This is a genomic window from Streptomyces botrytidirepellens, assembly GCF_003721215.1.
Taxonomy (GTDB): domain Bacteria; phylum Actinomycetota; class Actinomycetes; order Streptomycetales; family Streptomycetaceae; genus Streptomyces; species Streptomyces himastatinicus.
This window is the reverse complement of record NZ_RIBZ01000187.1, coordinates 27,640-50,182: the sequence shown is the minus strand read 5'-3', so window position 1 is coordinate 50,182 and position 22,543 is coordinate 27,640. Positions and strand designations below refer to the sequence as shown.

18 protein-coding genes are annotated in these 22,543 nt (G+C 71.2%); 13 read left to right on the top strand and 5 right to left on the bottom strand.

The genetic code is table 11. The annotated features are described in order from the left end of the window. Nucleotides 1-555: 555 nt before the first annotated feature. On the bottom strand, nt 556-1,284 hold the full coding sequence (locus tag EEJ42_RS14870) for a TetR/AcrR family transcriptional regulator (RefSeq protein ID WP_123100423.1): 729 nt from the start codon (nt 1,282-1,284) through the stop codon (nt 556-558). Nucleotides 1,285-1,453: 169 nt separating this feature from the next. On the opposite strand from EEJ42_RS14870, the gene EEJ42_RS14865 reads away from it, so the two are divergent. From EEJ42_RS14865 to EEJ42_RS14855, 3 genes are all read left to right on the top strand, one after another. Beyond that, nucleotides 1,454-2,956 carry an APC family permease gene (locus tag EEJ42_RS14865; protein ID WP_123100422.1) on the top strand — a complete coding sequence of 501 codons (1,503 nt, stop codon included), beginning with the start codon at nt 1,454-1,456 and terminating at the stop codon, nt 2,954-2,956. A gap of 75 nt (nt 2,957-3,031) precedes the next feature. Beyond that, a complete protein-coding gene (locus tag EEJ42_RS14860; protein ID WP_123100421.1) occupies nt 3,032-4,687 on the top strand; it encodes an amidohydrolase in 1,656 nt (551 codons plus the stop codon). A gap of 182 nt (nt 4,688-4,869) precedes the next feature. Beyond that, complete coding sequence (locus EEJ42_RS14855) at nt 4,870-6,135, top strand: outer membrane protein assembly factor BamB family protein (RefSeq protein ID WP_123100420.1); 1,266 nt, start codon at nt 4,870-4,872, stop codon at nt 6,133-6,135. Between the two features lies 1 nt (nt 6,136). Here EEJ42_RS14855 and EEJ42_RS14850 read toward each other — a convergent pair whose 3' ends face one another. The 4 genes from EEJ42_RS14850 to EEJ42_RS14835 all read right to left on the bottom strand — a co-directional run bounded on the left by EEJ42_RS14850 (nt 6,137) and on the right by EEJ42_RS14835 (nt 10,981). Then, nucleotides 6,137-7,522, bottom strand: a complete 1,386-nt coding sequence (locus EEJ42_RS14850; protein WP_123100419.1) for a PHB depolymerase family esterase — start codon at nt 7,520-7,522, stop codon at nt 6,137-6,139. 279 nt (nt 7,523-7,801) lie between these two features. Continuing rightward, nucleotides 7,802-8,320, bottom strand: coding sequence for a copper chaperone PCu(A)C (locus tag EEJ42_RS14845; protein ID WP_123100418.1), 519 nt, complete (start codon nt 8,318-8,320; stop codon nt 7,802-7,804). Next, a complete protein-coding gene (locus tag EEJ42_RS14840) occupies nt 8,301-10,709 on the bottom strand; it encodes a heavy metal translocating P-type ATPase (protein WP_123100417.1) in 2,409 nt (802 codons plus the stop codon). Before EEJ42_RS14840 ends, EEJ42_RS14845 begins: the two co-directional genes overlap by 20 nt. After that, the gene (locus EEJ42_RS14835) at nt 10,706-10,981 is read right to left on the bottom strand and encodes a hypothetical protein (protein WP_246096730.1); all 276 of its coding nucleotides are present in this window, start codon (nt 10,979-10,981) and stop codon (nt 10,706-10,708) included. Before EEJ42_RS14835 ends, EEJ42_RS14840 begins: the two co-directional genes overlap by 4 nt. A 368-nt stretch (nt 10,982-11,349) precedes the next feature. On the opposite strand from EEJ42_RS14835, the gene EEJ42_RS14830 reads away from it, so the two are divergent. The 10 genes from EEJ42_RS14830 to EEJ42_RS14785 all read left to right on the top strand — a co-directional run bounded on the left by EEJ42_RS14830 (nt 11,350) and on the right by EEJ42_RS14785 (nt 22,108). Beyond that, nucleotides 11,350-11,565: a heavy-metal-associated domain-containing protein gene (locus tag EEJ42_RS14830; RefSeq protein ID WP_123100427.1), complete on the top strand. Its 216-nt coding sequence runs from the start codon at nt 11,350-11,352 to the stop codon at nt 11,563-11,565. Nucleotides 11,566-11,819: 254 nt separating this feature from the next. Next, nucleotides 11,820-12,515: a DUF5134 domain-containing protein gene (locus tag EEJ42_RS14825; RefSeq protein ID WP_123100415.1), complete on the top strand. Its 696-nt coding sequence runs from the start codon at nt 11,820-11,822 to the stop codon at nt 12,513-12,515. Nucleotides 12,516-12,670: 155 nt separating this feature from the next. After that, nucleotides 12,671-13,741 carry an ABC transporter substrate-binding protein gene (locus EEJ42_RS14820; RefSeq protein ID WP_184503093.1) on the top strand — a complete coding sequence of 357 codons (1,071 nt, stop codon included), beginning with the start codon at nt 12,671-12,673 and terminating at the stop codon, nt 13,739-13,741. A 2-nt stretch (nt 13,742-13,743) separates the two neighbouring features. After that, complete coding sequence (locus tag EEJ42_RS14815) at nt 13,744-14,820, top strand: FecCD family ABC transporter permease (RefSeq protein WP_123100414.1); 1,077 nt, start codon at nt 13,744-13,746, stop codon at nt 14,818-14,820. Further along, nucleotides 14,817-15,722 (top strand): ABC transporter ATP-binding protein, encoded by a 906-nt coding sequence (locus tag EEJ42_RS14810; RefSeq protein ID WP_246096729.1) that lies wholly within the window; start codon nt 14,817-14,819, stop codon nt 15,720-15,722. Before EEJ42_RS14815 ends, EEJ42_RS14810 begins: the two co-directional genes overlap by 4 nt. Continuing rightward, entirely contained in the window at nt 15,712-17,115 is a 1,404-nt protein-coding gene (locus EEJ42_RS14805) for an MFS transporter (RefSeq protein WP_246096728.1), read from the top strand. The genes EEJ42_RS14810 and EEJ42_RS14805 overlap by 11 nt, the downstream gene beginning before the upstream one ends. Nucleotides 17,116-17,132: 17 nt before the next feature. Next, complete coding sequence (gene asnB, locus EEJ42_RS14800; protein WP_123100412.1) at nt 17,133-18,959, top strand: asparagine synthase (glutamine-hydrolyzing); 1,827 nt, start codon at nt 17,133-17,135, stop codon at nt 18,957-18,959. A gap of 11 nt (nt 18,960-18,970) precedes the next feature. Beyond that, nucleotides 18,971-20,245, top strand: coding sequence for a cytochrome P450 family protein (locus EEJ42_RS14795; protein WP_123100411.1), 1,275 nt, complete (start codon nt 18,971-18,973; stop codon nt 20,243-20,245). A 101-nt stretch (nt 20,246-20,346) separates the two neighbouring features. Further along, a complete protein-coding gene (locus tag EEJ42_RS14790) occupies nt 20,347-21,282 on the top strand; it encodes an L-tyrosine/L-tryptophan isonitrile synthase family protein (RefSeq protein ID WP_123100410.1) in 936 nt (311 codons plus the stop codon). 118 nt (nt 21,283-21,400) lie between these two features. After that, complete coding sequence (locus EEJ42_RS14785; protein ID WP_246096727.1) at nt 21,401-22,108, top strand: DJ-1/PfpI family protein; 708 nt, start codon at nt 21,401-21,403, stop codon at nt 22,106-22,108. Nucleotides 22,109-22,543: the final 435 nt, after the last annotated feature.

Genomic DNA, 22,543 nt, shown 5'->3' with positions numbered 1-22,543 from the left:
CCCTCGGGAGGCCCCCCGCCCCCCGCGCCGCGCTGTTCCTCCCCTCGGGAGACCCCCGCCCCCCGGCGGATGACATCCCCGATATTGCAGCGCTACTTGGACACCCAACTCGGACGGGAGCGGACTCGCATGTCCTGCCGGACTCTTGAGGTGCGCCGGAACCCGTCGAAACCCCGGGTGCTCCCCACACCCCAAGGCCCCTCTCAGGCTCCAGGAATTGATCAACCCCACGTCTGGCGCCGGGAACGAGCCTGCTGGCTGTCCGTAGCGCCCGACCTGAAGATCATTATTTGTCGCTCGTGTCCAAACATGTGAAGCACGGGTCAATCTAGAACATGGGGGCCGGTCTGAAGAAGAGATGTGTGCAATTTGTGCTCAAGCTTTGAAGTTGGATCCACCGAGCGGTGACTGCCTGCGGGAGCCTTGACGGCGAAGACGTGCCGTGTGACCTGTGATGACGCGAGTTCTCGGGGCTGCCGGAACCGGCAACCCCGAGGTGTCCCCGGCACCGCCAACTTGACCGCGTTCAGGGCCTGTTGGGCGTCCCGGTTCCGTTTACGCCGTGGGTCCGGCTACGTCTCGGGGCGGGTGGGCCTGTGCCGCGAGCGCGGACAGCATCAGTTCGAGGGCGGGCTCGAAGGAGCTTTCCGCCAGCGCGTCCAGGTCCTCACGTAGGGCGGCCAGCAGCGGATAGGTCTCGGCGGAGACCGACTGATACGCCCGGGTGGACGCCTGGCTGTCGCCCTGCCGTTGGGCGGGGGGCAGCGCGAGAGCGGCCGCGTCGAGGGCCGCGTGACCGAGGACGGTGTCGATGAAGGCCAGATAGAGGCGGAGGGCGCGGGCGGGTTCGAAGCCCGCCCGTACCAGGATGCCGACACCGGTCTCGACCGCCCGGAACTCGTTCTCCCGGCGGGTCACCCGGTACGAGGCCAGCACCGCGGCGCGCGGATGGGCGCGGTAGGAGTCGCGGACCCGCAGGGCCATCTCCCGCAGCGAGGCCACCCAGTCCGGGCCGGGGACGAAGCCGTCCATCGATTGGCCGATGATCCGGTCGGCGACGGCGAGCAGCAGATCGTCGGTGTTGTGGAAGTAGCGGTAGACCGCGCTCGGATCGCAGCCCAGGGCCGCTCCGAGGCGGCGCACGCTGAGCGCCTCCGGGCCGTGCTCGCCGATCAGCCGTAGCGCGCAGTCGACGATCAGCTCGGCGGACAGCAGCGTGCCCGAGCGGGTGGGACGACGCCGTCTGCGCTCATGAGAGACCCGGTCTCCCGCCGCACCGGCCATGGTGAACCCCTCTCCGCCGCCGTGTCGCTGGTGTTGAGTCGTTGTTCTGGGCAGTGAAGGGCGCCCGCAGCCTTATGTCAACACCATTGACGCAAGATGGGTGGCCGTTATTCGATGCGCGGCATCCGTACGGCTCTTCCCCGTTCCCTCCCTCAGTGAGGAGCCCGTCATGTCCCATCACCCCGCCGAGCTGCGCCGTTCGCTCGGCGTCGTCGACGGCGTCGCCATCGCCGCTTCCAGTACGGCGGCCACCACCAGCATCGCCATCGGCATGGGCACGCTCGTCGCGACCGTCGGGCTCCAGGCCCCCGTCCTCCTGCTGCTGGCCTTCCTGCCCATGCTCGGGATCGCCTGCGCGTACGCCCGGCTCAACCGGTCCGAGCCGAACTGCGGCAGCGGCTATGTGTGGGTCGGCTCCTCCCTCGGGCCCTGGCCGGGCTTCCTCACCGGCTGGGTCAACATCGTCGGCGTGATCATCTTCCTGGCGTACACCAGCGCCGTCACCGGTTCAGTGATCATCCAGCTCGCCGCCAAGGCGCATGTCACCAGCGTCGCCGGGTTCGCCCTGGACCCGAACTCCACCGCCACGAGCACCGTCATCGGGCTGGTGGTCCTCACCGCCGTGACCGCCATGGCCGTCACCGGGGTGCGCAGCGCCACCCGTCTCCAGGCGGGCCTGCTGATCTTCGAATACGCCGTGCTGCTGATCTTCTGCGGCTGGGCCCTGATCACCGGTGAGCACGAGCTGTCGCTGGCGTGGTTCAACCCCTTCGCGATCGAGAGCGGCACGGCGTTCGCCCAGGGCCTGGTCCTTGCGGTGTTCTTCTTCTGGGGCTGGGACGCGGCGTTCAGCCTCACCGAGGAGACAAAGGACGTCGGCAACCCGGCCCGCGGCGGCTTCATCGCCCTCTTCGCCATGCTCGGCCTGTTCGTCTTCGCCTCGGTCGCCTTCCAGCGGGAGATGAGCCTGCCCGAGTTGATCCGGAACGGCCCGCAGGCGCTTCCGTATCTGGGCGCCGAGCTGGCCGCCGAACCCTGGGCCGGCGTGCCCCTGCTCGCCCTGATGTTCTCGGCCGTGGCGTCCGTCCAGTCGTCGGTCATTCCCACCGCCCGCGGACTGCTGGCCATGGGCCGGGATCGCACGATGGGGCCGGTGTGGACCCGTATCCACCCCCGGTACGGAACACCGGCCATCGGTACCGTCCTCGTCATGGCCGTCGCGACCGCCGTCGCCCTCCTCGCCCTGGCCATCCCCGAGCTGAACGACATGATCCTGGCGGCCGTGAACTCCATCGGCCTCGTCGTCGCCCTCTATTACGGACTGACGGCGATCGCCTGCGCCGTGCGCTTCCGCTCCACCCTCCGTGCGGGGGTGCGCGAGGCGCTGCTCGCGGTGGGGGTACCGGCCGCCTCCGGGCTGGCGCTGTTCGCCATCGGCGGCTATCTCGGCTACTCGTATCTGACCGGGACCGACCACTTCGAACTCAGCCCGGACAACGGGTGGTTCATGTTCTCCCTGCCCTGCGCGATCGTGGCCTCCGGCCTGGCCATGGCCGCATGGGCCAAGTACCGGCGGTGCTCGCCGTACTTCGTCACCGGGCGCGGCACGGATGGGGAGCGGCTGCGGCTGCCGATGGACCAGATGGACCACCCTGCCGGGACCGCTTCCTGACCCTTTCACTCCTCCTCGGGTCATGCCGGCCCGTCCGGCATGACCCGGCGACCATCGATCCCTGGAGCACATCTGATGTCCGACACCACCGCCGATCTCGTCTTCACCGGTGGCCCGGTGCACACCGTCGATCCGGCGCGCGGCCGCGCCACCGCCGTCGCGGTACGCGGGGAGCGTGTCATCGCCGTCGGCCGGGAGGAGGTGAATGATCTGATCGGCCCCGGCACCGAGGTGGTGGACCTCGCCGGGCGGCTGCTGCTGCCCGGCTTCCAGGACGCCCATGTCCATCCGCTGGGCGCCGGTATCGAACTCGGACAGTGCCATCTCGGGGACTCCACCGACCCGCAGGAGTATCTGCGGCGGGTGGCCGACTACGCCGATCAGCACCGGGACCTCGGGTGGATCGCCGGTGGCGGCTGGTCCATGGAAGCCTTCCCCGGTGGCACGCCGACGGCCGCGATGCTCGACACGATCGTCCCCGACCGGCCGGTCTATCTGCCCAACCGCGACCATCACGGCGCCTGGGTCAACACCCGCGCCCTCCAGCTCGCGGGGATCGACGCCGGTACCCCCGATCCCGTGGACGGCCGGATCGAGCGGGACGAGCGGGGCAACCCCACCGGCATGCTCCAGGAAGGCGCGGCATCCCTGGTCGGCACGCTGCTGCCCGAGGTCACGCTCGCCGAGCAGACCGCCGCGCTGCTGCGCGCCCAGTCCGTACTGCACGCACTCGGGGTGACCGCCTGGCAGGACGCCATCGTGGGCTCCTACGCCAACATGGCCGACCCGACGCCCGCGTACCACGCCGCCCTCGACGGCGGCCTGCTCACCGCCCGGGTGGTCGGCGCGCTGTGGTGGGACCGGGCGCGCGGCGCCGAGCAGATCCCGGAGCTGCTCGCCCGCCGGGAGGCGACCGGGCGCGGCCGGGCGCTGCGCGCCACGACCGTGAAGATCATGCAGGACGGTGTGGCCGAGAACCACACCGCGGCGATGCTCGGCCCCTATCTCACCGGCTGCGGCTGTGCCTCCGACAACTCCGGCATCAGCTTCGTCGATCCGCGGGAGCTGAGGAAGTACGTCACCGCGCTGGACGCACACGGCTTCCAGGTCCACTTCCACGCGCTCGGCGATCGGGCCGTACGGGAGGCGCTGGACGCGGTGGAGGCCGCGCGGACCGCCAACGGCCACCGTGACACCCGCCCTCATCTGGCACATCTCCAGGTGGTCCACCCATCCGACATCCCGCGCTTCCGCACGCTCGGCGCCACCGCCAACATCCAGCCCCTGTGGGCCGCGCATGAGCCCCAGATGGACGAGTTGACACTGCCCTTCCTCAGCGCCGAGCGCGGCGGATGGCAGTACCCCTTCGGCGGGCTGCTGCGGGCCGGGGCCACACTCGCCGCGGGCAGCGACTGGCCGGTCAGCAGCCCGGATCCGCTGGAGGGCATCCATGTCGCGGTCAACCGCCGACTGCCGGACGCCCCCGAGGGGACCGCGCCCTTCCTCCCCGAGCAGCGCATCGGCCTGGCGGCGGCCATCGCCGCGTACACGGCGGGCAGCGCGTATGTGAACCACGCGGATGACACGGGCACCATCGCCCCCGGCCAACTCGCCGATCTGGTCGTCCTCGACCGCGACCCCTTCGACGGGCCATGTGAGGAGATCGCCGACTGCCGGGTGCTCCAGACCCTTGTGGGGGGTGAGCGGGTCTACGCGGCGGCCGACGCGTGATGAGCGCCTGTGAGCGCGGCGGCGGCTGCTTTCTGGGCAGCCGCACCGGCGGTAGGCGCGAGCGAAGTTGAGTGGCTGTCATTTTTTGCCGTCAGAACTCTTGTGAGCGGCATCCGCCTTCATTACTTTCCAGTAGGTGGCGCCCCGACGATGACAGACCCCCCACCTCCAATGGAGTGACCATGCCTCCCGAGCACCGTGGCTCCACCCGAATGGTTCTCTCCCTCGCCGCTGCCGTGGCACTGGCCATGACCGGTTCCACGGCGGTGAACGCCTCCGCGCAGGGCAAGGCCCCCGGCCTGCGGGAGGTGATGTTCGTGGGCAACAACTGGGACGGCACCGCCGACGTCATCAAGCCCAGTGGCGACCTGGCCAGGATCGGCCGGATCAACGTCATACCGGACAAGGACCAGCGGCTCACCGAGATCTACCTCAACCCCGTCAAGCTCGCCTTCTTCCTGGGGATCCGGCTGGGCCCGGGGGAAGGACACGACCAGTTCGTGGACGACATGTACTCGACCCCGGACGGCTCCGCCATCGTCGTCTCCCGGCCCAGCTTCGCCGACGTGGTCTCCATCGACGTCGCGACGGGCGCCATCAACTGGCGCTTCCCCGTGTCGGGATTCCGCGCGGACCACATGGCCGTGTCGCCCGACGGCAAACGCGTGGCGGTGTCGGCTTCGACGTCGAATACGGTGCACGTCCTCGACATCGAGACGGGTAGGCAACTCGGTTCGTTCCCCGCCGGTGACAAGCCCCATGAGAACGTCTTCACCGAGGGCGGAAAGTACCTCTGGAACATGTCGATCGGCGAGGTCAACACCGCCCTGGACGATCCGTCGATGGACTGGACGAAGGGTGACCGGCGCATCACCGTGGTCGACGCGAACACGTACCGGCAGGTCAAGGTCATCGACATGCGCGAACGGCTCGACGCCTTCGGCCGCAAGGACCTGTCCGACGCCGTCCGGCCCGTCGCCTTCACCCCCGATGAGTCCAAGCTCTACTTCCAGGTCTCCTTCTTCAACGGGTTCCTGGAGTACGACGTGGCCAAGGACAAGATCACCCGCGCGAAAACCCTCCCGAAGAATCCGGCGACCAGTGAGGACCGCACCACCTGGGTCAACGACTCCCGCCACCACGGCCTGTCGATGAGCCCCGACGGCAAGAAGCTGTGCGTGGCCGGGACGATGGACGACTACGCGACCGTCGTGGACCGGGAATCGCTTCAGGAAGGCCCCCTGGTGCCGACCTCGAAGCCGTACTGGGCGACGGTGAGCGGTGACGGCACCTCCTGCGTCGTCTCCGAGAGCGGTGCCGACCGGGTCACCGCGATCGACTTCGCGACGGGCGAGAAGACCGCGTCCGTGGCGGTCGGCGACCACCCGCAGCGGGTGCGCATCGGTCAGGTGGCAGCCGACTGGACCGGGCCGTCGACACCGAGCTGAGTCAGGGCTCACGGGATTGATCGAAGAGCCAGTCGATGACGACGTCGTTCTCATAGGTCTGGGCCCACGCGAAGTGTGGGCTCACCGGTGTCGTTCCGGTCGTGTAGCTGGTGAACAGCACGTGGCTGCCGGCCCGGCGTGCCCGGTTCAGCAGGGCCCTGGACCGGGCCTCGAACTCCGGCTCGGGCAGGTCGTTGGCCCACTCCCCGCGGGTGATCTGTGCACCGGCGCGCTCCAGCGCGTTCATCAGCGTCCAGGTGCCGGGCTTGCCGAACCGTCCCTCGCGGTAGGGGACCACTGGGTCGTCGATGGAGTGGTCGGCCCAGATCGGGATGTGCGTGATGCGGTCCATGGTCGACGCGTCGCCCCAGCCGGCGGTGGCCAGGGCCGCGGCGAAGGTGTGGGGATGGCTCGGGAGCAGGTTGAAGATGCCTCGCGCACCTGATGACAGGCCGACGAGATAGAGCCGACGCGCGTCGACGGGGCGCTGCGTCGTGAAGGTGTCGATGAGTTCGACCAGTGCCGCTCGGACCTTGGGGTCGGTCCAGTCCGTGTTGTCGGGTCCGTCCATGGGGCGGGGCAGGGGGATCTGGGGTGCGAGCACGAACGCGGGGTGCCGGCGCTGGCGTTCCGGCTTGGCGAAGGTGACGGCGACGCGATTGGCGGTGAGCTGGGTCATGTTGTTGTCGGCGACTTCGCCGCCGCCGTGCAGGGTGACGACGAGCGGATACCGGGTGGCCGCTCCCGGACTCCGTACGAACCCTTCCGGCTGATAGAGCCGGAAGGCCAGCTCGAACCCCGTGGAGTCGGTGAACGATCCCGCGGTGAAGTCGTCGACCACCGGGGTGATGACGTCGTCGTTCCGGATGGTCAACGGACCGGCCGGGAGGACCAGGTCGCCGCCGGGGGTCCTCACGTCGGCCACCTGCCGGACGGCGTAGGCGCGGTGGAGCGGAAGCGGGTCGGCGCCGGAGGCCTGCGCACCGGTGTCGTCCGGGTCGAGCTCGAGGATGAGATATCTGCCCGGCCGCCCGGCGTCGGGGAGGTCGTCCGTCCTGACCGCGGTGCTCGGGTAGGCCCGGGTGACCGTTCGGGCCGTGCTCTGCCTGCCGAGGTCGGCGGTGACCTGGAACGCGGAGGGCGGGATGACGCCACCGCGCATGTGGAGGGGGTGCGCGTAGCGGATGGCGACGGCGGTCACCCGCCAGTTGTTCCTGGGCGTCACCCGTGTGATGAGGGCGGTTCGCAGAGCGGGACCGGCTCCGGATGGCGCCGGTCGTCCCGGCGCCGGGGCATCGGCCGCCGCGGCGGCCGCGTTGATCACCGTCGAGGCGGTGACGGTACCCGCGGCCATGGTGAGCGCCGTACGTCTGGTGATGTCTCTCATGGGTCCTCCGTAAGGTGTCGGGCGGCCCGCGAAGGCCGGACATGGAGCCGATTGCCTGGTGCGGTGAACCGAGAACGATCCGTACGGTGTGGTGAACGCCGACGCGCGGCCGAGCGGCGTCGTTCCGGGGCGAGGCAGGTGGCGGGCGTCGCCCTGTCATGGGTGAGTCTCCAAGCCGTGTCCACAGGGTGTCCAGCACCGGACCCGAGATCTGTCGATGCGTCATGTGCATCAATCCGGAGGCGTGCTCGTGCTTCCCGGATCGACCAGGCTGTGATCTCACGGCTCGATGAGATGCGAGCGCATCGCCTCGGCCCCCACCCGGCCGCGGCCGGTGAACCACAGGTTGAAGGACACCCTTTCGCCCGGCTTCAGCATCGGCGGGTCGAGGACGGCGACATGGATGCCTCCCCGCTTCATCCGCAGCGTGCTGTGCGCGGGGATGGTCACCTTCTTCGCCCGCCGGACGGCACCCGGCTTTCTTCTGTCGGGCTCGCGCAGCATGGAGACTCCCAGCTGCGGGGAGTCGGCGAAGACCAGGGTGTCGTCCTTGTCCCCGGTGTTGCGGATTTCGAAGTACGCGGCGGCCGCCTGCTCGGGGGACTGGATGATGCGGCCGGCGCCGACCTCGATCTGCGGGACGGGCTCTCCCGCCGCGCCGGTCGCCGTGTAGCCGGTGAGCAGGGCCAGGGCCAGCGCGCAGCCGCCCACCGGTACCAGTGCCGCCCGCGCTCCCCGGGTCACCGCCTCTCGCAGAGGGCGCCGCGGCGGGGTGCGGTCATCGGTCACTGAGGGCATCGTTCTTCCTTCCCGTACGGCCCGTACGGCCGTGCTCGGTGACCCCTGAGTCATGGGACGCGAGGGGAGCGGGCGGTGTGCCGGTCCGCCGCCCGTCCGGGGCGTAGGCCCGCAGCCGCAGGCTGTTGGTGACGACCAGGACCGAACTCGCGGACATGGCCGCGGCCGCGACCATGGGGTTGAGCCAGCCGGTCGCGGCCAGCGGAACGGTGACCACGTTGTAGCCGAAGGCCCAGGCGAGGTTGGCGCGGATGGTGCTCAGCGTGCGCCGGGTGAGCCGGATGGCGTCGACGACGGCCAGCATGTCCTCCCGTACGAGGGTGATGTCGGCCGCGCCGATCGCGGCGTCCGTGCCGCCGCCCATCGCCATGCCCAGGTCGGCGGAGGCCAGCGCGGCGGCGTCGTTGACCCCGTCGCCGATCACCGCGACGCACCGGCCCTCGGCGCGCAGCGCGGTGACGATCTCTTCCTTTCTTTCCGGGGTCACCCCGGCATGGACCCTCTCGATGCCCGCCCGTTCGGCCATCGCCTGCGCCGGGGCGGTCCCGTCACCGGTCACCAGCACCGGCTCGATGCCCAGCGCGCGCATCGCCTCCACCGCCTCGCGGCTGGTGGGCCGCAGGGTGTCCCCGACGGCGAGCAACGCGGTGGGCCGGTCGTCGATCTCCACGATCACGGCGGTGTGCGCGGCACGCTCGGCGGCGTCCCGCGCCTGGCACAGCGCGTCCGGCAGAGGCTCCGACGGACGCGGGCGGCGTACGCGCACCCGGCGGCCCTCGACGCTGCCGGACACCCCCTCGCCGGGGTGGGCCCGGAAGTCGGCCACCTTCGGCAGACCGGCGTCACCGTCCTCGTCCCGGCGGGCCGCCGCCACCACCGCCCGGCCGATGGGGTGCTCGGAGCCCTGTTCCACGGCCGCGGCCAGCCGGAGAACCTCCTTCGTCTCCGGCCCGTCCTCCGCCACCGCCACATCGGCCAGGGACATGCGGCCGGTGGTGAGCGTGCCGGTCTTGTCGAGCACCGCGGTGTCCACGCGGCGCAGCCGTTCCAGCGCCTCCGGGCCCCGGACGAGGACACCGAGCTGCGCCCCTCGCCCGCTGGCCACCAGGAACGCGGTCGGCGTGGCCAGCCCCAGCGCGCAGGGGCAGGCCACGACGAGGACGGCCACGGCCGCGGTGACGGCCGACTCACCCGCCGCACCGGCGCCGAGCCAGAAGCTCAGCACCGTGGCGGCGATGGCCACGATCACCGGGACGAAGACTCCCGCCACCTTGTCGGCGAGCCGTTGCATCCGGGCCTTGCCCGCCTGGGCCTCGGTGACCAGCCGTGTGATGCGGGCGAGTTGGGTGTCGGCGCCGACCGCCGTGGCCCGTACGACGAGCAGCCCACCGGCGTTGATGGCTCCGCCGACGACGGCGGTGCCGGGTGTCACCTCCACCGGCACGCTCTCGCCGGTGACCAGGGACAGGTCCAGCGCCGACCCGCCCTCGACCGCGACCCCGTCGGTGGCGACCTTCTCACCGGGGCGCACCACGAACTCCTGCCCCGTGGTGAGCGCGGCCACGGGGATGCGGCGATTGCCGTCCGGTTCCCGCAACTCCACGTCCTTGGCGCCCAGTTCGGCGAGTGCCCGCAGCGCCGAACCGCTCCGGTGCCTGGCCCGCGCCTCCAGATGCCGTCCGATGAGGACGAACAGCGGCACGGCGACCGCCGCCTCCAGATAGATGTGGGGCACACCGTCGTCGGCCGACGGCAGCAGGCTGAACGGCATCCGCATGCCCGGCAGGCCCGCACCGCCCCAGAACAGCGCGTACGCGGACCACGCGTAGGAGGCGAGGACGCCGAGGGACACCAGCGTGTCCATGGTGGCCGCGGCGTGCCGCAGGCCGCGCAGTGCCCGCTGGTGGAAGGGGTACGCACCCCAGATCGCGACCGGTGTGGCAAGGGTGAAACACACCTGCTGCCATCGGTCGAACTGCCAGGCGGGAACCATCGAGAGCGCCATCACGGGCACTGCCAGCACCGCGGTGACGACGAGGCGTTCGAGGTCACCGGCTTCTTCGGGGTCCTGACCGTCGGAGTCGTCCTGGGCGGAGGACGGGTCCTCGTCCGTGGTTCCGGTGACGGGGGCCGGGAGTTCGGCGGTGTAACCGGCTCGCACGACGGTGGCGATCAGCTCGTCCGGGGTGACGGTGTCCGGGTGGGAGACCCGCGCCGTGCCGGTGGCCAGGTTCACGGTGGCGCTCACGCCCTCGACGCGGGCCAGCTTCTTCTCCACCCGGTTCACACAGGCCGCACACGTCATGCCGCCGATCAGCAGGTCGGTGGTGTGCGCGGGTACGTCGGACGGGGCGGCCGGAGGGGACGTGGCGTCCGGGCGCTCGCTCATCGCGCCTCCGTCCACGCGCTGTGGCCCAGCGGCCCCATGCCGTGGGTGCCCATGCCGCCGCCCCCGTCGTCCTGCGGCACGCTCCGGTGGATGCCGGGCGCCACCGGACCGGCGGCCCGCCCCACGGCGTAGGAGGCGGCCATCAGCACCACCAGGAGGACGAGGAACCCGCCCAGGGCAGGAGGCGGCAGCGCGCGGCGCACCCGCGCACCGCGTGGCTCCGCTTCATCGGGCGCCGGTCGCGGCGGCGAGGCGGCATCGGTCAACGGCATCTTCGGCACTCCCCTGTACGGGCTTCCGGAAACGGCTGGGGTCCGCTCACCATTACGGGCCGGGGCGGCAGGCCGCTCACCGGGCGGAGGCTCTGTCATACAAGGAGAAGACCGTCCCGGCCGGGAACTACCCGGGCCCGGCGTCCGACGTGTGCAGTGCGAGGACTCTCTGCCCCGCCGTGGCCCGTGCTGTGACGCACGACACGGAAACTCTCCGGAACTTCCCCCTCCGGAGGCCCGACTACTGGACTGGTGCGGCTCCGGCCGACCGGCACCGCCCGCGATCCAGGTGAACATCACCGCTCATATGCGCGTATTCCCATCGAAAGCATCACCTTCCTCACCTCCGTACACCAGGAGAAATGACCATGACTGAGATCCGTTACATCGTCACCGGCATGAGCTGCGGACACTGCGTCGCCAGCATCACCGAGGAGGTCTCCGAGGTGTCCGGGGTCAGCGAGGTCAGCGTCGACCTTCCGTCGAACGAGGTCACGGTGCGCGGCGCCACGCTCGATGACGAGCGGGTGCGCGCCGCGATCGCCGAAGCGGGATACGGCGTCGCGGGCCTCGCAACCGCCTGACCACACGGCGGACGACCCCGGCGGGGCCGCGGTACTCCGCGGTCCCTGTCGCGACCGCGTGGCCCCACTCACCACTGTCCGTGCCGCCGCCTGAGAGAAGGCCCAGCGATGCCCGACCAGCAGACCACGCCGACCGCGCCCGCACATGCGGGCACGCGGCCGAACGGCCCTGAGCACGAAGACCACATACCGCGGAGCAGCGAGTCGTCCGAGCCTCACCGGCCCGCACCCCTGACGACGCCGGGGGTGGTCCGATGATCGCCGCCACGGGTCTGCGCTGGATCCTGACCCTGCTGTTCGTCGTGCCCGCCCTCCACGCGATGTGGCGGACCGGCGCGCCCGGACGGGCCGGAGGCGGCCCGGGCGCGGTCGAGAGGATCGCACACCTGCTGCACGCGGTGATGGCCATCGCCATGGCGGCGATGGTGTGGCCCTGGGGGATGAACCTCCCCGCCGGACCGCAGGTCGCGCTGTTCACGCTGGGCGCGATGTGGTTCGCGGGGGTGGCGCTGGCGCGGCCCGCTTCCGCCTCCCGCGCACGGGCGTTACGGGGCGCCCTCCCACACGTCGTCATGATGGGCGCGATGGCCTGGATGGCCGCCGCGATGGTCTCGTCCGGCTCGATGGCGGGACACGGCTCCCATTCGATGGCGGGACACGGCGGTTCCCACGACATGGCGGGCATGGCGGGGATGGACATGTCCGGTGGCTCCGGCACCATGACCATGGCTCTCACCGATACCGGTCCCAGGCTGACCGCCGGGCTGCTGGCCGCGGTGCTGCTCGTACTGGGTGTGCGGTGGCTGGCACGGAGCTTCGACGCCGCCCGGCTCGCCGGCGCCACCGGTCCGCGGCGCCCCGCGGCCCCGGTCGAGCGCGACGCGTTCGGTCTTGCCTGCCACAGCGCCATGGCGCTGGGGATGGCGGTCACGTTCGTGGTGCTCGTATGAGGACGGCCGTACCGGGCCGGGAGGGCCGTTCCGCGTGGGCCTCGGGAGGCTCGGCAACGGGCAACTGGCCGGGAACTTAAGGTGCGTTCGCCGCGACTACTGGAACGGGCGACGGATGTTCGCCCGCGTACCGAATGGATTCCAGGAGTTGTGCGATGCGTTCTCGTGTGTGGAGCGGTACGGCGGCCGTGGTGCTGGGCGGCGTGCTGGTGGCGGGGTGCGGTGGCGGGGAGGACACGGCGGGAGCGCGGAAGGCCGGGGACTCCGTCTCCGGCGGGTACCCGGTGGCGGTCACCGACTGCACGGGCGCCAGGACCACGTTCTCCGCCGCCCCGAAGAAGATCGTCACCAGCAACGCCTCCAGCCTGGAACTGCTGCTCCGCCTCGGCGCGGGCGACAAGGTGATCGGCACCGGCTTCCCGCCCGGCAAGGGCACGCTGCCCGGCGCGCTCGACACCGAGGCACAGAAGGTCACGGTGCTCGGCCGGACCGTCATTCCCAAGGAGAAGCTGCTCGGCTCCGGCGCCGACCTGTACATCGACACCTTCGCCTCCATGGGAAGCATGGGCGGCGGAGGCATGGGCGACGCGCCGACCGAGGAGGAGTTCACGGCGGCCGGCATCAAACACACCTACCTGAAGTCCACCGCCTGCGCCGCCGCGAACAAGAAACCGGTCACCGATCTGTCCGCGGTCGAGGCCGACATCACCTCCCTCGGCGCGGTCACCGGCACCGGTGCGAAGGCGAAGCAACTCGTCGCCGGGATGAGGGCGAAGGTGGACGCCGTCCAGAAGGCGGTCGGCGGTACGGGGGAGAGCGAGCGCCCGACGTACTTCTTCTTCGACTACGACGCCGGCACCAAGCAGCCCACCGTCGTCTGCAACCGCCAGGTCGCCAACGCCGTGATCACCTTGGCCGGGGCCCGTAACGCCTTCGCCGACTGCGACGGCGACTACAAGCAGGTCGGCTGGGAGGACGTGATCGCCAAGAACCCGGACTGGATCCAGCTCGGCGTCCGCGACCGGGGCAGCGAGGCGGCGAACGAGAAGGCGTTCGACGAGGCGGAGAAGTGGCTCAGATCCCACTCGGCCACCAAGGGCCTGAAGGCCGTCGAGGAAGGCCACTTCGTACGCATCGGCTCCGAGCAGACCACCATCGCCGGAGTCGGGAACGCCGGCACGGTCGAGAAGATCGCCAAGGCCCTCCACCCCGGCAAGGTCGGCTAGCGGTGGCCGCCACCCTGTTGCGCGGCAACGCCACGGACGTCGCTCCGGACGCGCGTAGCCTGCCCGCCGGACCGGTGGCCCTCGTTCTCGGCGTGACGCTGCTGGCCGCGCTGACGGCGGCCGTGGCCTGGGGGTCGACATCCATTCCGCCCGGCGAGGTGTGGGGTGTGGTGTGGCGGCGGCTGTCCGGCGAGGCGCCGCGACCGGGTACGAACGACCTGATCGTGTGGCAACTGCGCGTGCCCCGCGCCCTGTTGGCCGCCCTCGTCGGCGCCGGGCTCGGCCTCGTCGGCACGGCCGTGCAGGCGCTGGTGCGCAACCCGCTGGCCGACCCGTATCTGCTGGGCATCTCCAACGGTGCTTCCCTCGGGGCGGTGGCCGCGATCGTGCTCGGCCTCGGTGCGGGCGGTGCGCTGGGCCTCGGCCTGTCCGGAGCGGCCTTCGCCGGAGCCCTCGCGACCTTCGCGCTCGTGTGGGCGGTGGCCCGGCGCGGCGGGGGCTTCGCCCCGCTGCGGCTGGTGCTGGCCGGGGTCGCGATCGGCCAGTTCCTGTCCGGATTCACCAGCTATCTCGTGCTCCAGGCCGGGGACGAGCAGCAGACCCACAGCGTGCTGTTCTGGCTCATGGGCAGCCTCGGCGGGGCGAACTGGGAACTGCTCGCGGCCCCCGCGGTGGCGGTTCCGGTGGCCCTGCTGTGGCTCCAGGCACGGGCCCGGGGGCTGAACGCGCTGCTGATGGGCGACGAGACGGTGGCCGGGCTCGGCATCGACGTCACCCGGCTGCGCCGCGAGCTGTTCACGGTGACCAGCATGCTGACCGGTGTCCTCGTCGCGGTGTCCGGCGCGATCGCCTTCGTCGCGCTGATGGTGCCGCACGTCTGCCGCCTGGTCCTCGGTGGCGACCACCGGCGGCTCCTGCCCGTCTCCGCGCTGTTCGGCGCCCTGCTGCTGGTCGTGGTCGACATCGTCTGCCGTACGGCCATGGACACCCAGGAGCTGCCGGTCGGCGTGGTCACCTCCCTCATCGGGGCCCCGGCCCTGCTGTATCTGCTGGACCGGCGGCTGGGGAGCGGCAGTTGAGGATCGACATCGAAGACCTGCACGTCGCCTACGCGGGCCGTACGGTCGTGGCAGGTGCACACCTGGTGGCGGCCGAAGGTGAGATCACGGGCCTGGTCGGACCGAACGGCAGTGGCAAATCCACCCTCCTGCGCACCGTCTACCGGCACCTGAAGCCCGCCGCCGGGCGGGTCCTGCTGGACGGCAGGGACCTGCGTGAGGTGTCTCCGGTCCAGTCGGCCCGGCACGTCGCCGCCCTGCCCCAGGAGCGGGGGAGCGACTTCGAGCTGACGGTGCGCGAGGTCGTCGCCATGGGCCGCACACCGTACAAACGGGCCTTCGCGGGAGAGGACGCCGCCGACCGGGACATCGTCGCGGGGGCACTGAGCGGCGTCGGCATGGAGGGCCACGCCGGCCGCAGGTTCACGGCCCTGTCCGGTGGTGAGCGCCAACGTGTGCTCCTGGCACGGGCGTTCGCGCAGGATCCGGACGTCCTGGTGCTGGACGAGCCGACCAACCACCTCGACATCCGCCACCAGGTCGAGCTGCTCACCCTGCTGCGCGCCCAGCGCCGCACGACACTGGTGTCGCTGCACGACCTGAACGCGGCCGCATCCGTCTGCGACCGGCTGCACGTGCTGCACAACGGCGCCGTGGTCGCCTCCGGCCGACCGCGTGACGTCCTCACGACCGCGCTGATGGCCGACGTGTTCGGCGTACGGGCCGTCGTGGTCGACCATCCGCTGACCGGCGACCCGCTGATCGCCTTCGACCACCGGGGCCCGGCAGGCGCCGAGGCGGCCGTGGTGCCGGGGACAGGCCGAGGCAGCCATGCGGCACCCGGACACGACAGTGAGGGACGAAAGGGTGACACGGCAAGGTTCCGGATCGGCACGGCCCGGCCACATACCCATGGGGAATGACCGCTGGACGCTGGTGGCCGCGGCGGGTCTGCTGGCATTCGTGGCGATGCTCGACATGAACATCGTCAACGTGGCCCTGGCGGACATCGCCGACGGGCTGAAGGTTTCCGCGGCGACCGCCCAGTGGGCGGTGCTCGCGTACCAACTGCCCGTCGTGGCCTTCCTGCTGCCCGTCGGGCGGTGGCTGGACGGCGGGGGGACGCGCACCGTCGTGCTGGTCGCGACCGCCGGCTTCGGCCTCTGTAGCGCGCTGGCGGCCGTAGGGCCCCGGGCGGCCTGGCTGATCGCGGCCCGCCTCGCGCAGGGCGCCTTCGGGGCCGTGCTGTTCGTGCTGATGCCGGTGCTCGCGATGCGTTCGGTACGGCCGGAGCTGCGGGGGCGGGCGATGAGCGTCCCGGCGACCCTGGGCCCGCTGGGAGCGGTGGCGGGACCGGCCGTGGGCGGTCTGCTGCTGGACCACGTGGGCTGGCGTTACGTCTTCCTCGTCAAGATCCCCTTCTGCCTGCTCGCGATGGCCGTGGTGTGGCGGGCGATGCCCAGGGACGGCCGTCCGCGTCCGCCCGACGGCCGGTCGCTGCTGGACGCGCTGCTGGTGGCCACGGGCGTTGCGGCGCTGCTGCTGACGCTGACCCTGGCGTGGGACGACCCCGGGTGGCTGGTGCTCGTGGTCGCCGCCGTTCCGCCGCTGTGGTGGTGGCAACGCGGTCCGGGCGGCCGTCCGGTGGCGGAGGCGCTGCGGGTCTCGGGCCTGCTGCGGGCGCACGGCGCGGTGCTGGCACTGGCGACCGGATTCGCCGCCATGCACTACGTCGTCGCCCTGCACCTCCAGCGTGACGACGGCGTCAGCGCCACCACGACCGGCCTGACCGTCCTGGCCTTCCCACTCGGCATGGGCGTGGCCGGGCCCCTCGGTGGACGCCTCGCCGACCTCCCCCAAGCTCTCGGCTCCGCTCGAGCAGGGGGGACCCCCGTCGGTGCCCGGCCGGTGGCCGTCACCGGTGCCGTGCTCACCGCGGTCGGCCTGCTCCTGCTCGTTCCGCTGGGCAACGACTGGTCACCGTGGGAGGTGGCCTGGCGGCTGGCACTGGCCGGAGTCGGCATGGGCCTGGGAGGCGGTCCCACGCAAGCCCTGGTCATGGGCGCCGCTCCACCGGACCGGACCGCCACCGTCGGATCCACGGTGCAACTCGCCCGCAGCCTCGGCTTCACCCTCGGCCCCGCCCTGGCGACCGCGGTCCGGGGCCTTGCCGGACCCGGCGACGGCGTACACGCCGGGCTCGCCCTGGCCACCGTCGCCGCCTGTCTCGCCGTACCGCTGCTCGCCCTGCCCGGCCGACGGTCGGCCACCGTGCCCGACAAGACCACCGGTGCGGCTCCCGCCGCCCGTCCCTGATCCCAGGAGTTCTTCCCATGTGCGGAATCACCGGCTGGGCGTCCTTTCACGGCGACGCCCGCACCCAGGCCCCGGTCATCGAGGCCATGACCGGGGCCCTCACGCCACGCGGTCCCGACGCGGGCGGCGTCTGGCTCGGCGAGCGGGCCGCCATCGGCCACCGCCGCCTGGCCGTCATCGACCTGGCCGGGGGCGCTCAGCCGATGACCGACCGGCCGAGGGACCCGACCGTCGTGCTCACCTACAGCGGCGAGGTCTACAACCACCACGAGCTGCGGGCCGAGCTGCGCGGCCGAGGGCACGCCTTCCACACCCGCAGCGACACCGAGGTGGCCCTGCGTGCCTACGCCGAGTGGGGCGAGAACGTGGCCGAGCACCTGGAGGGCATGTTCGCCTTCGCCGTCTGGGACGAACGCGCCCGGCGGCTGGTGCTGGTGCGGGACCGGCTCGGCGTCAAGCCCCTGTACTGGGCGCGCGTCGACGGCGGCCTGGCCTTCGCCTCCGAGCCCAAGGCGCTGTTCGCCCACCCGCAGATACGGCCCCGGGTGGACACGGACGGGCTGCGGGAGGCGTACAGCCTGCTGTTCAACACCGGCCCGACGGTGTGGTCCGGCGTCCGGGAAGTGGAGCCCGGCGGGCTGCTCGTCCTGGACCGCGACGGCATCCGGGAACGCCGCTACTGGCAACTGGACGCCGCGCCCCACACCGACGACCGGGAAGCGACGGTGGAGCGGATCCGCGAACTGGTCGGCACGGCGGCCCGGAACCAGTTGGAGGCCGACGTCCCACTGTGCAGCCTGCTCTCCGGCGGGCTCGACTCCACCGTCCTGACCGCCCTGCTCGCCGACGAACTCCGCGAGCGGGAAGGACCGGACGCCCGCATCCGCTCGTACGCCGTCGACTACAGCGACCAGGCCGCGCAGTTCACCGGAGATGTCCTGCGCACCGGCCACGACACCCCCTACGCCACCGAGGCGGGGGCCTTCATCGGCACCGATCACAGCGTCGTCGTCCTCGACCCGCGCGCCCTGCTCGACCCCGAACACCGCAAGGCCGTCGTCGTGGCCCGCGACGCGCCGATCGGCGTCGGCGACATGGACACCTCGCTGTACCTGCTGTTCGGGAAGATACGCCGGCACTCCACCGTCGCCCTGTCCGGCGAGGCCGCCGACGAGGTGTTCGGCGGCTACCCCTGGTTCCACAATCCCAAGGCCCTGGCGGCGGACACCTTCCCCTGGCTGCTGGTCACGGGAGACGAGGCCGCCATGCCCCTGAACCCGGAACTGGACCTGCGCATCGGCGAGTTCCGCGACGACACGTACCGCGCTGCCCTGGCCGCCGTACCGCACCTGGACGGCGAGACGCCCGCCGAGCACCGGCAGCGCGAGATGCAGCACCTGTCCCTGACCCGCTGGCTGCGCCAACTCCTCCACCGTAAAGACCGGTTGAGCATGGCCCAAGGTCTGGAGGTGCGCGTCCCGTACTGCGACCACCGCCTCGTCGAGTACGCCTTCGCCACCCCCTGGGCGCTGAAGAGCTTCGACGGCCGGGAGAAGAGCCTGCTGCGCGCCACGGGCAGCGGACTGGCCCCCGAGTCGGTGCTGTACCGCCCCAAGAACCACTACCCGGCCACCCACCACCCCGACTACAACCGTGGCCTCCAGAACATGGCCCGCGACGCCCTGGCCACCGCACAGGTCCGTGCCCTGGCCGACGAGACCCGCGTCAAACCCTGCCTCGACACCCCGCCCGACCACCTGGAGTGGGGCCACCGCCTCCGTCTCGAACGGGTCGTCGACCTCGCCCTGTGGCTGGACCACTACCAGCCCGAACTCGCCCTCTGAGGAGGCACCACATGACCCTTCAGGAACCCGTTCCGGCCGTCGAACCCAAGCCCCGGTCGGACTCCCTCCCCGACCCGGTCCCGCTCATGGGCTGTCCCTACAAGAGCAACCCCTACCCCCTGTACGAGCAGATGCGCGAGGCCGGACCCGTCCACCGCGTGCTCTTCCCCAGCGGCGTGCACGCCTGGCTGGTCACCGGCTACGACGCCGCCCACGCCGCCCTGAACGACGACCGCCTGGGCAAGAACCACGACCGGGGCAACGACCGCTGGCGCGCCCGCGCCTCGATCATGCCCGAGCCGCAGCACTCCCAGCTCCAGGTCCACCTCCTCCATCAGGACCCGCCGCAACACACCCGCATGCGGCGCTTCGTCACCGACGCCTTCACTCCGCGCCGCGTCGAACAGCTCCGCCCCCGACTTCAGGAACTGGCCGACGCGCTGATCGACGCCCTGCCCGAGACCGGTCCCGCCGACCTCGTCACCGGCTTCGCCGCCCACTTCCCGTTCCAGGTCCTCGCCGAAGCCATCGGCCTCCCGCAGGAGCTGGCCGCCCGCTTCGACCGCGACTGGGGCAAGGTCGTGCAGCCGGTCGGCCCCACCGACCCTGAACGCCCCGTGTACGAGGCTCGTCTGCACGGCCTACAGAGCTACATCGCCGACGTCGTCACCCACAAGCGGCAACACGGGGACGACGACCTGCTCAGCCGCCTGGTGGCCGCACGCGACCGCCGCGAACTGTCCCGGGAAGAGCTGGACTCGATGATCTTCCAGCTCCTCGTGGCGGGCCAGGAACCGGTCACCAACCAGATCACCACCGCTCTGATCGCCCTCTTCCGCCACCCGGACCAGATGGCCCGTCTGCGCGCGGACCCCGCGCTCCTGCCGCGCGCCGTCGAGGAACTCCTCCGCTATGACAGCGCCTTCGAACTCACCACCTGGCGCTTCCTCGCCGAGGACGACGACCTGCACGGCACGCGCGTCCCGGCCGGAGACTCGGTGATCGTCTCCCTGTGCGCGGCCAACCGAGACCCCCGCCGCTTCCCCGACCCCGACACCCTCGATCTGGACCGCAGCCCCAACCCCCACCTCGCCTTCGGCCACGGCATCCACTTCTGCCCCGGTGCCGCCCTCGCCCGCGCCGAACTCCAGGTCGCCCTGGGCGCTCTTCTCGCCCGGCTCCCCGGCCTGCACCTGGCCACCGGCGAGGAGGACATCGAATGGATCCCCGCCGTCCTCGGCCGGGGCACCAACCACCTCCCCGTCGGCTACGACCGACGCCTCTGACACCGGCTTCCGGCTGACCGACTCCCGCTGACCAACGGCGCCCTGGCTCCGCCCACGCCAGGGCGCCATGTCGCCGTGCCCGCATACCTCAGGAGAACGACATGTCATCGACGACCATGCCGAGCACCGCCCCCGCCACCGACATCAGCGCGGCGATCCTGAACCTGCTCCTGCCCCATCACCGCACGACCGACCGGGCCCCCGCATCGGCGGAGGCGTTCCCCCACCAGATGCGACGCATCACCGATTTCGTGCGCGAGGGCAACCCCATCGTCTTCACCCTGCCCGGCTTCCCCTGCAAGTCCCCCAACCCGGCCAAGGTTCTCGGCCACCTCCCCGACCAGGGAGAACGCCTCTCTCTGACCTTTCTGAACACCTTGTGCACCGAGGTCGAACGGATCTACCCGCCCGGCGCCCGCCTGATCATCTGCTCCGACGGTCACGTGTTCGGTGACCTCATCCACGTCCCCGACGATCACATCGACGCCTACGCCGACGAACTCCGCATCGTCATGGACCAATGCGGACTGAGCAGACTGTCCGTCTTCGACCTGCGCCACGTCCTCGGGGACCTTCCGCACGACACGAAACGCGCCCGTGTCCACGAGCGCCATGCCCCCACGCTGGAGGCCCTGCGAGCCGAGGTCCGCACCGACGACCACGCCCTCGCCCTCTACCGGGGCATCACCCGCTTCCTCTTCGACGACACCGCCGACCACGCGGGCACCCGCTCCGCCCTTCAACGCGCCTGCCGCGACCGCGCGTACGGAGTCATCCAGCGCAGCCGTGCCTGGGGCGACCTGATAGCCCAGCACCACCCCCGCGCCGTACGCCTGTCCATCCACCCCCAGCCCATCGGCGCCCCCAAATTCGGCATCCGCCTTCTCGACGCCCCCGACGTCTGGACCACTCCCTGGCACTCGGCAGCCCTGCACCGTACCGACGGCACCTGGACGCTCATGCCCCGGCACCAGGCGGCCCGACTGGGCCGCCTGGTACAGCAGGGCGGCAGGCCCAGTCACTTCACGCAGAGCTGATCGGCGGGGCCGGCTCCCTGATCGCGGGCCGGGATCCCGGGAACTCGACCGTGCTGTGGTCCGACTACTGGTTGTGCCGGCACCGGGCCGGTGGTGATCACAGGGGAGGGCGTCCTTCATGGCAGATGTGAACCGTAGCCATCGCACGGAGCTCCAGGCAGAAGCGGCACGTGGACCGGCGGCGGAGCAGGTGCGCGTGGCGGTGTTGCTGTACGACGGGTTCACCGCGCTCGACGCGGTCGGGCCGTACGAGATGCTGTGCCGGGTGCCGCGGGTGACGGTGACCACGGTGGCCGAGAAGGCCGGGCTGGTCCGTAACGACACCGGCGAACTGACCCTGGTGGCCGAGCGCGCCCTCGACAGTGTGGACCGGGCCGATGTGCTGCTGGTGCCCGGAGGCAGCGGTACCAAGGCGACGATGGAGAACCCCGTCGTCCTGGACTGGATACGCCACATCCACCGGCGGTCGGTGTGGACCACCTCGGTGTGCACGGGTTCGCTGATCCTGGGCGCGGCCGGGCTGTTGCGCGGTCTGCCCGCCACCACCTTCTGGGCCGGCCGCTCCTACCTGGCGGACGCGGGCGCCGAGTACACCCCGGGGCGGTTCGTCGAAGCGGGGAAGATCATCACCGCGGCGGGGGTCTCCGCCGGTATCGACATGGGCCTGCACCTCGCCGCCCGCCTGTCCGACGAGAAGGTGGCGCAGGCGATGCAGCTCGCCGTGGAGTACGACCCCGATCCACCCTTCGACACCGGCAGCCCGGAGAAGGCGGGCCCGGAGCTCCAGCAGCTTGCGCTCCAACTGCTGGCGGACGCCGAGAGGTAGCGGGCGGCCGGGAACCGCCGCCTCTCCGTGTCCGACTGACTCCTCCGAGGCCCGTCTCCCGAGGGGGAGACCGTGCGGAGCGTGGTCGCCCACATTCATTACGGTCACCGCGCGTCCGCCGGTCCGGGCAATTGATGGCGAATTCTTCGCCCGCTAAGCGGACACACTGCCCATCGGGTCGCTATTCGCCACACAATACGGGAGACCGTCACCGCGAATATCTCCATGAGGTGCACGTCACCATGACTGACGTCACTCTTTGGCCTCCTCCGCGGCGCCTGTCGTCCAGGTCAGAGGCGGTGCGTGAATGGAGATCACGTGTGAATATAGTGTCAATTGAATGGCTCGACATGCGAACTCATTGTGTGAACTTGGTGCGGTATTAGGCTGGTTCGCGCAATGAGTTCGATGATTGTCGCCCGTGCCGCGTCTCCC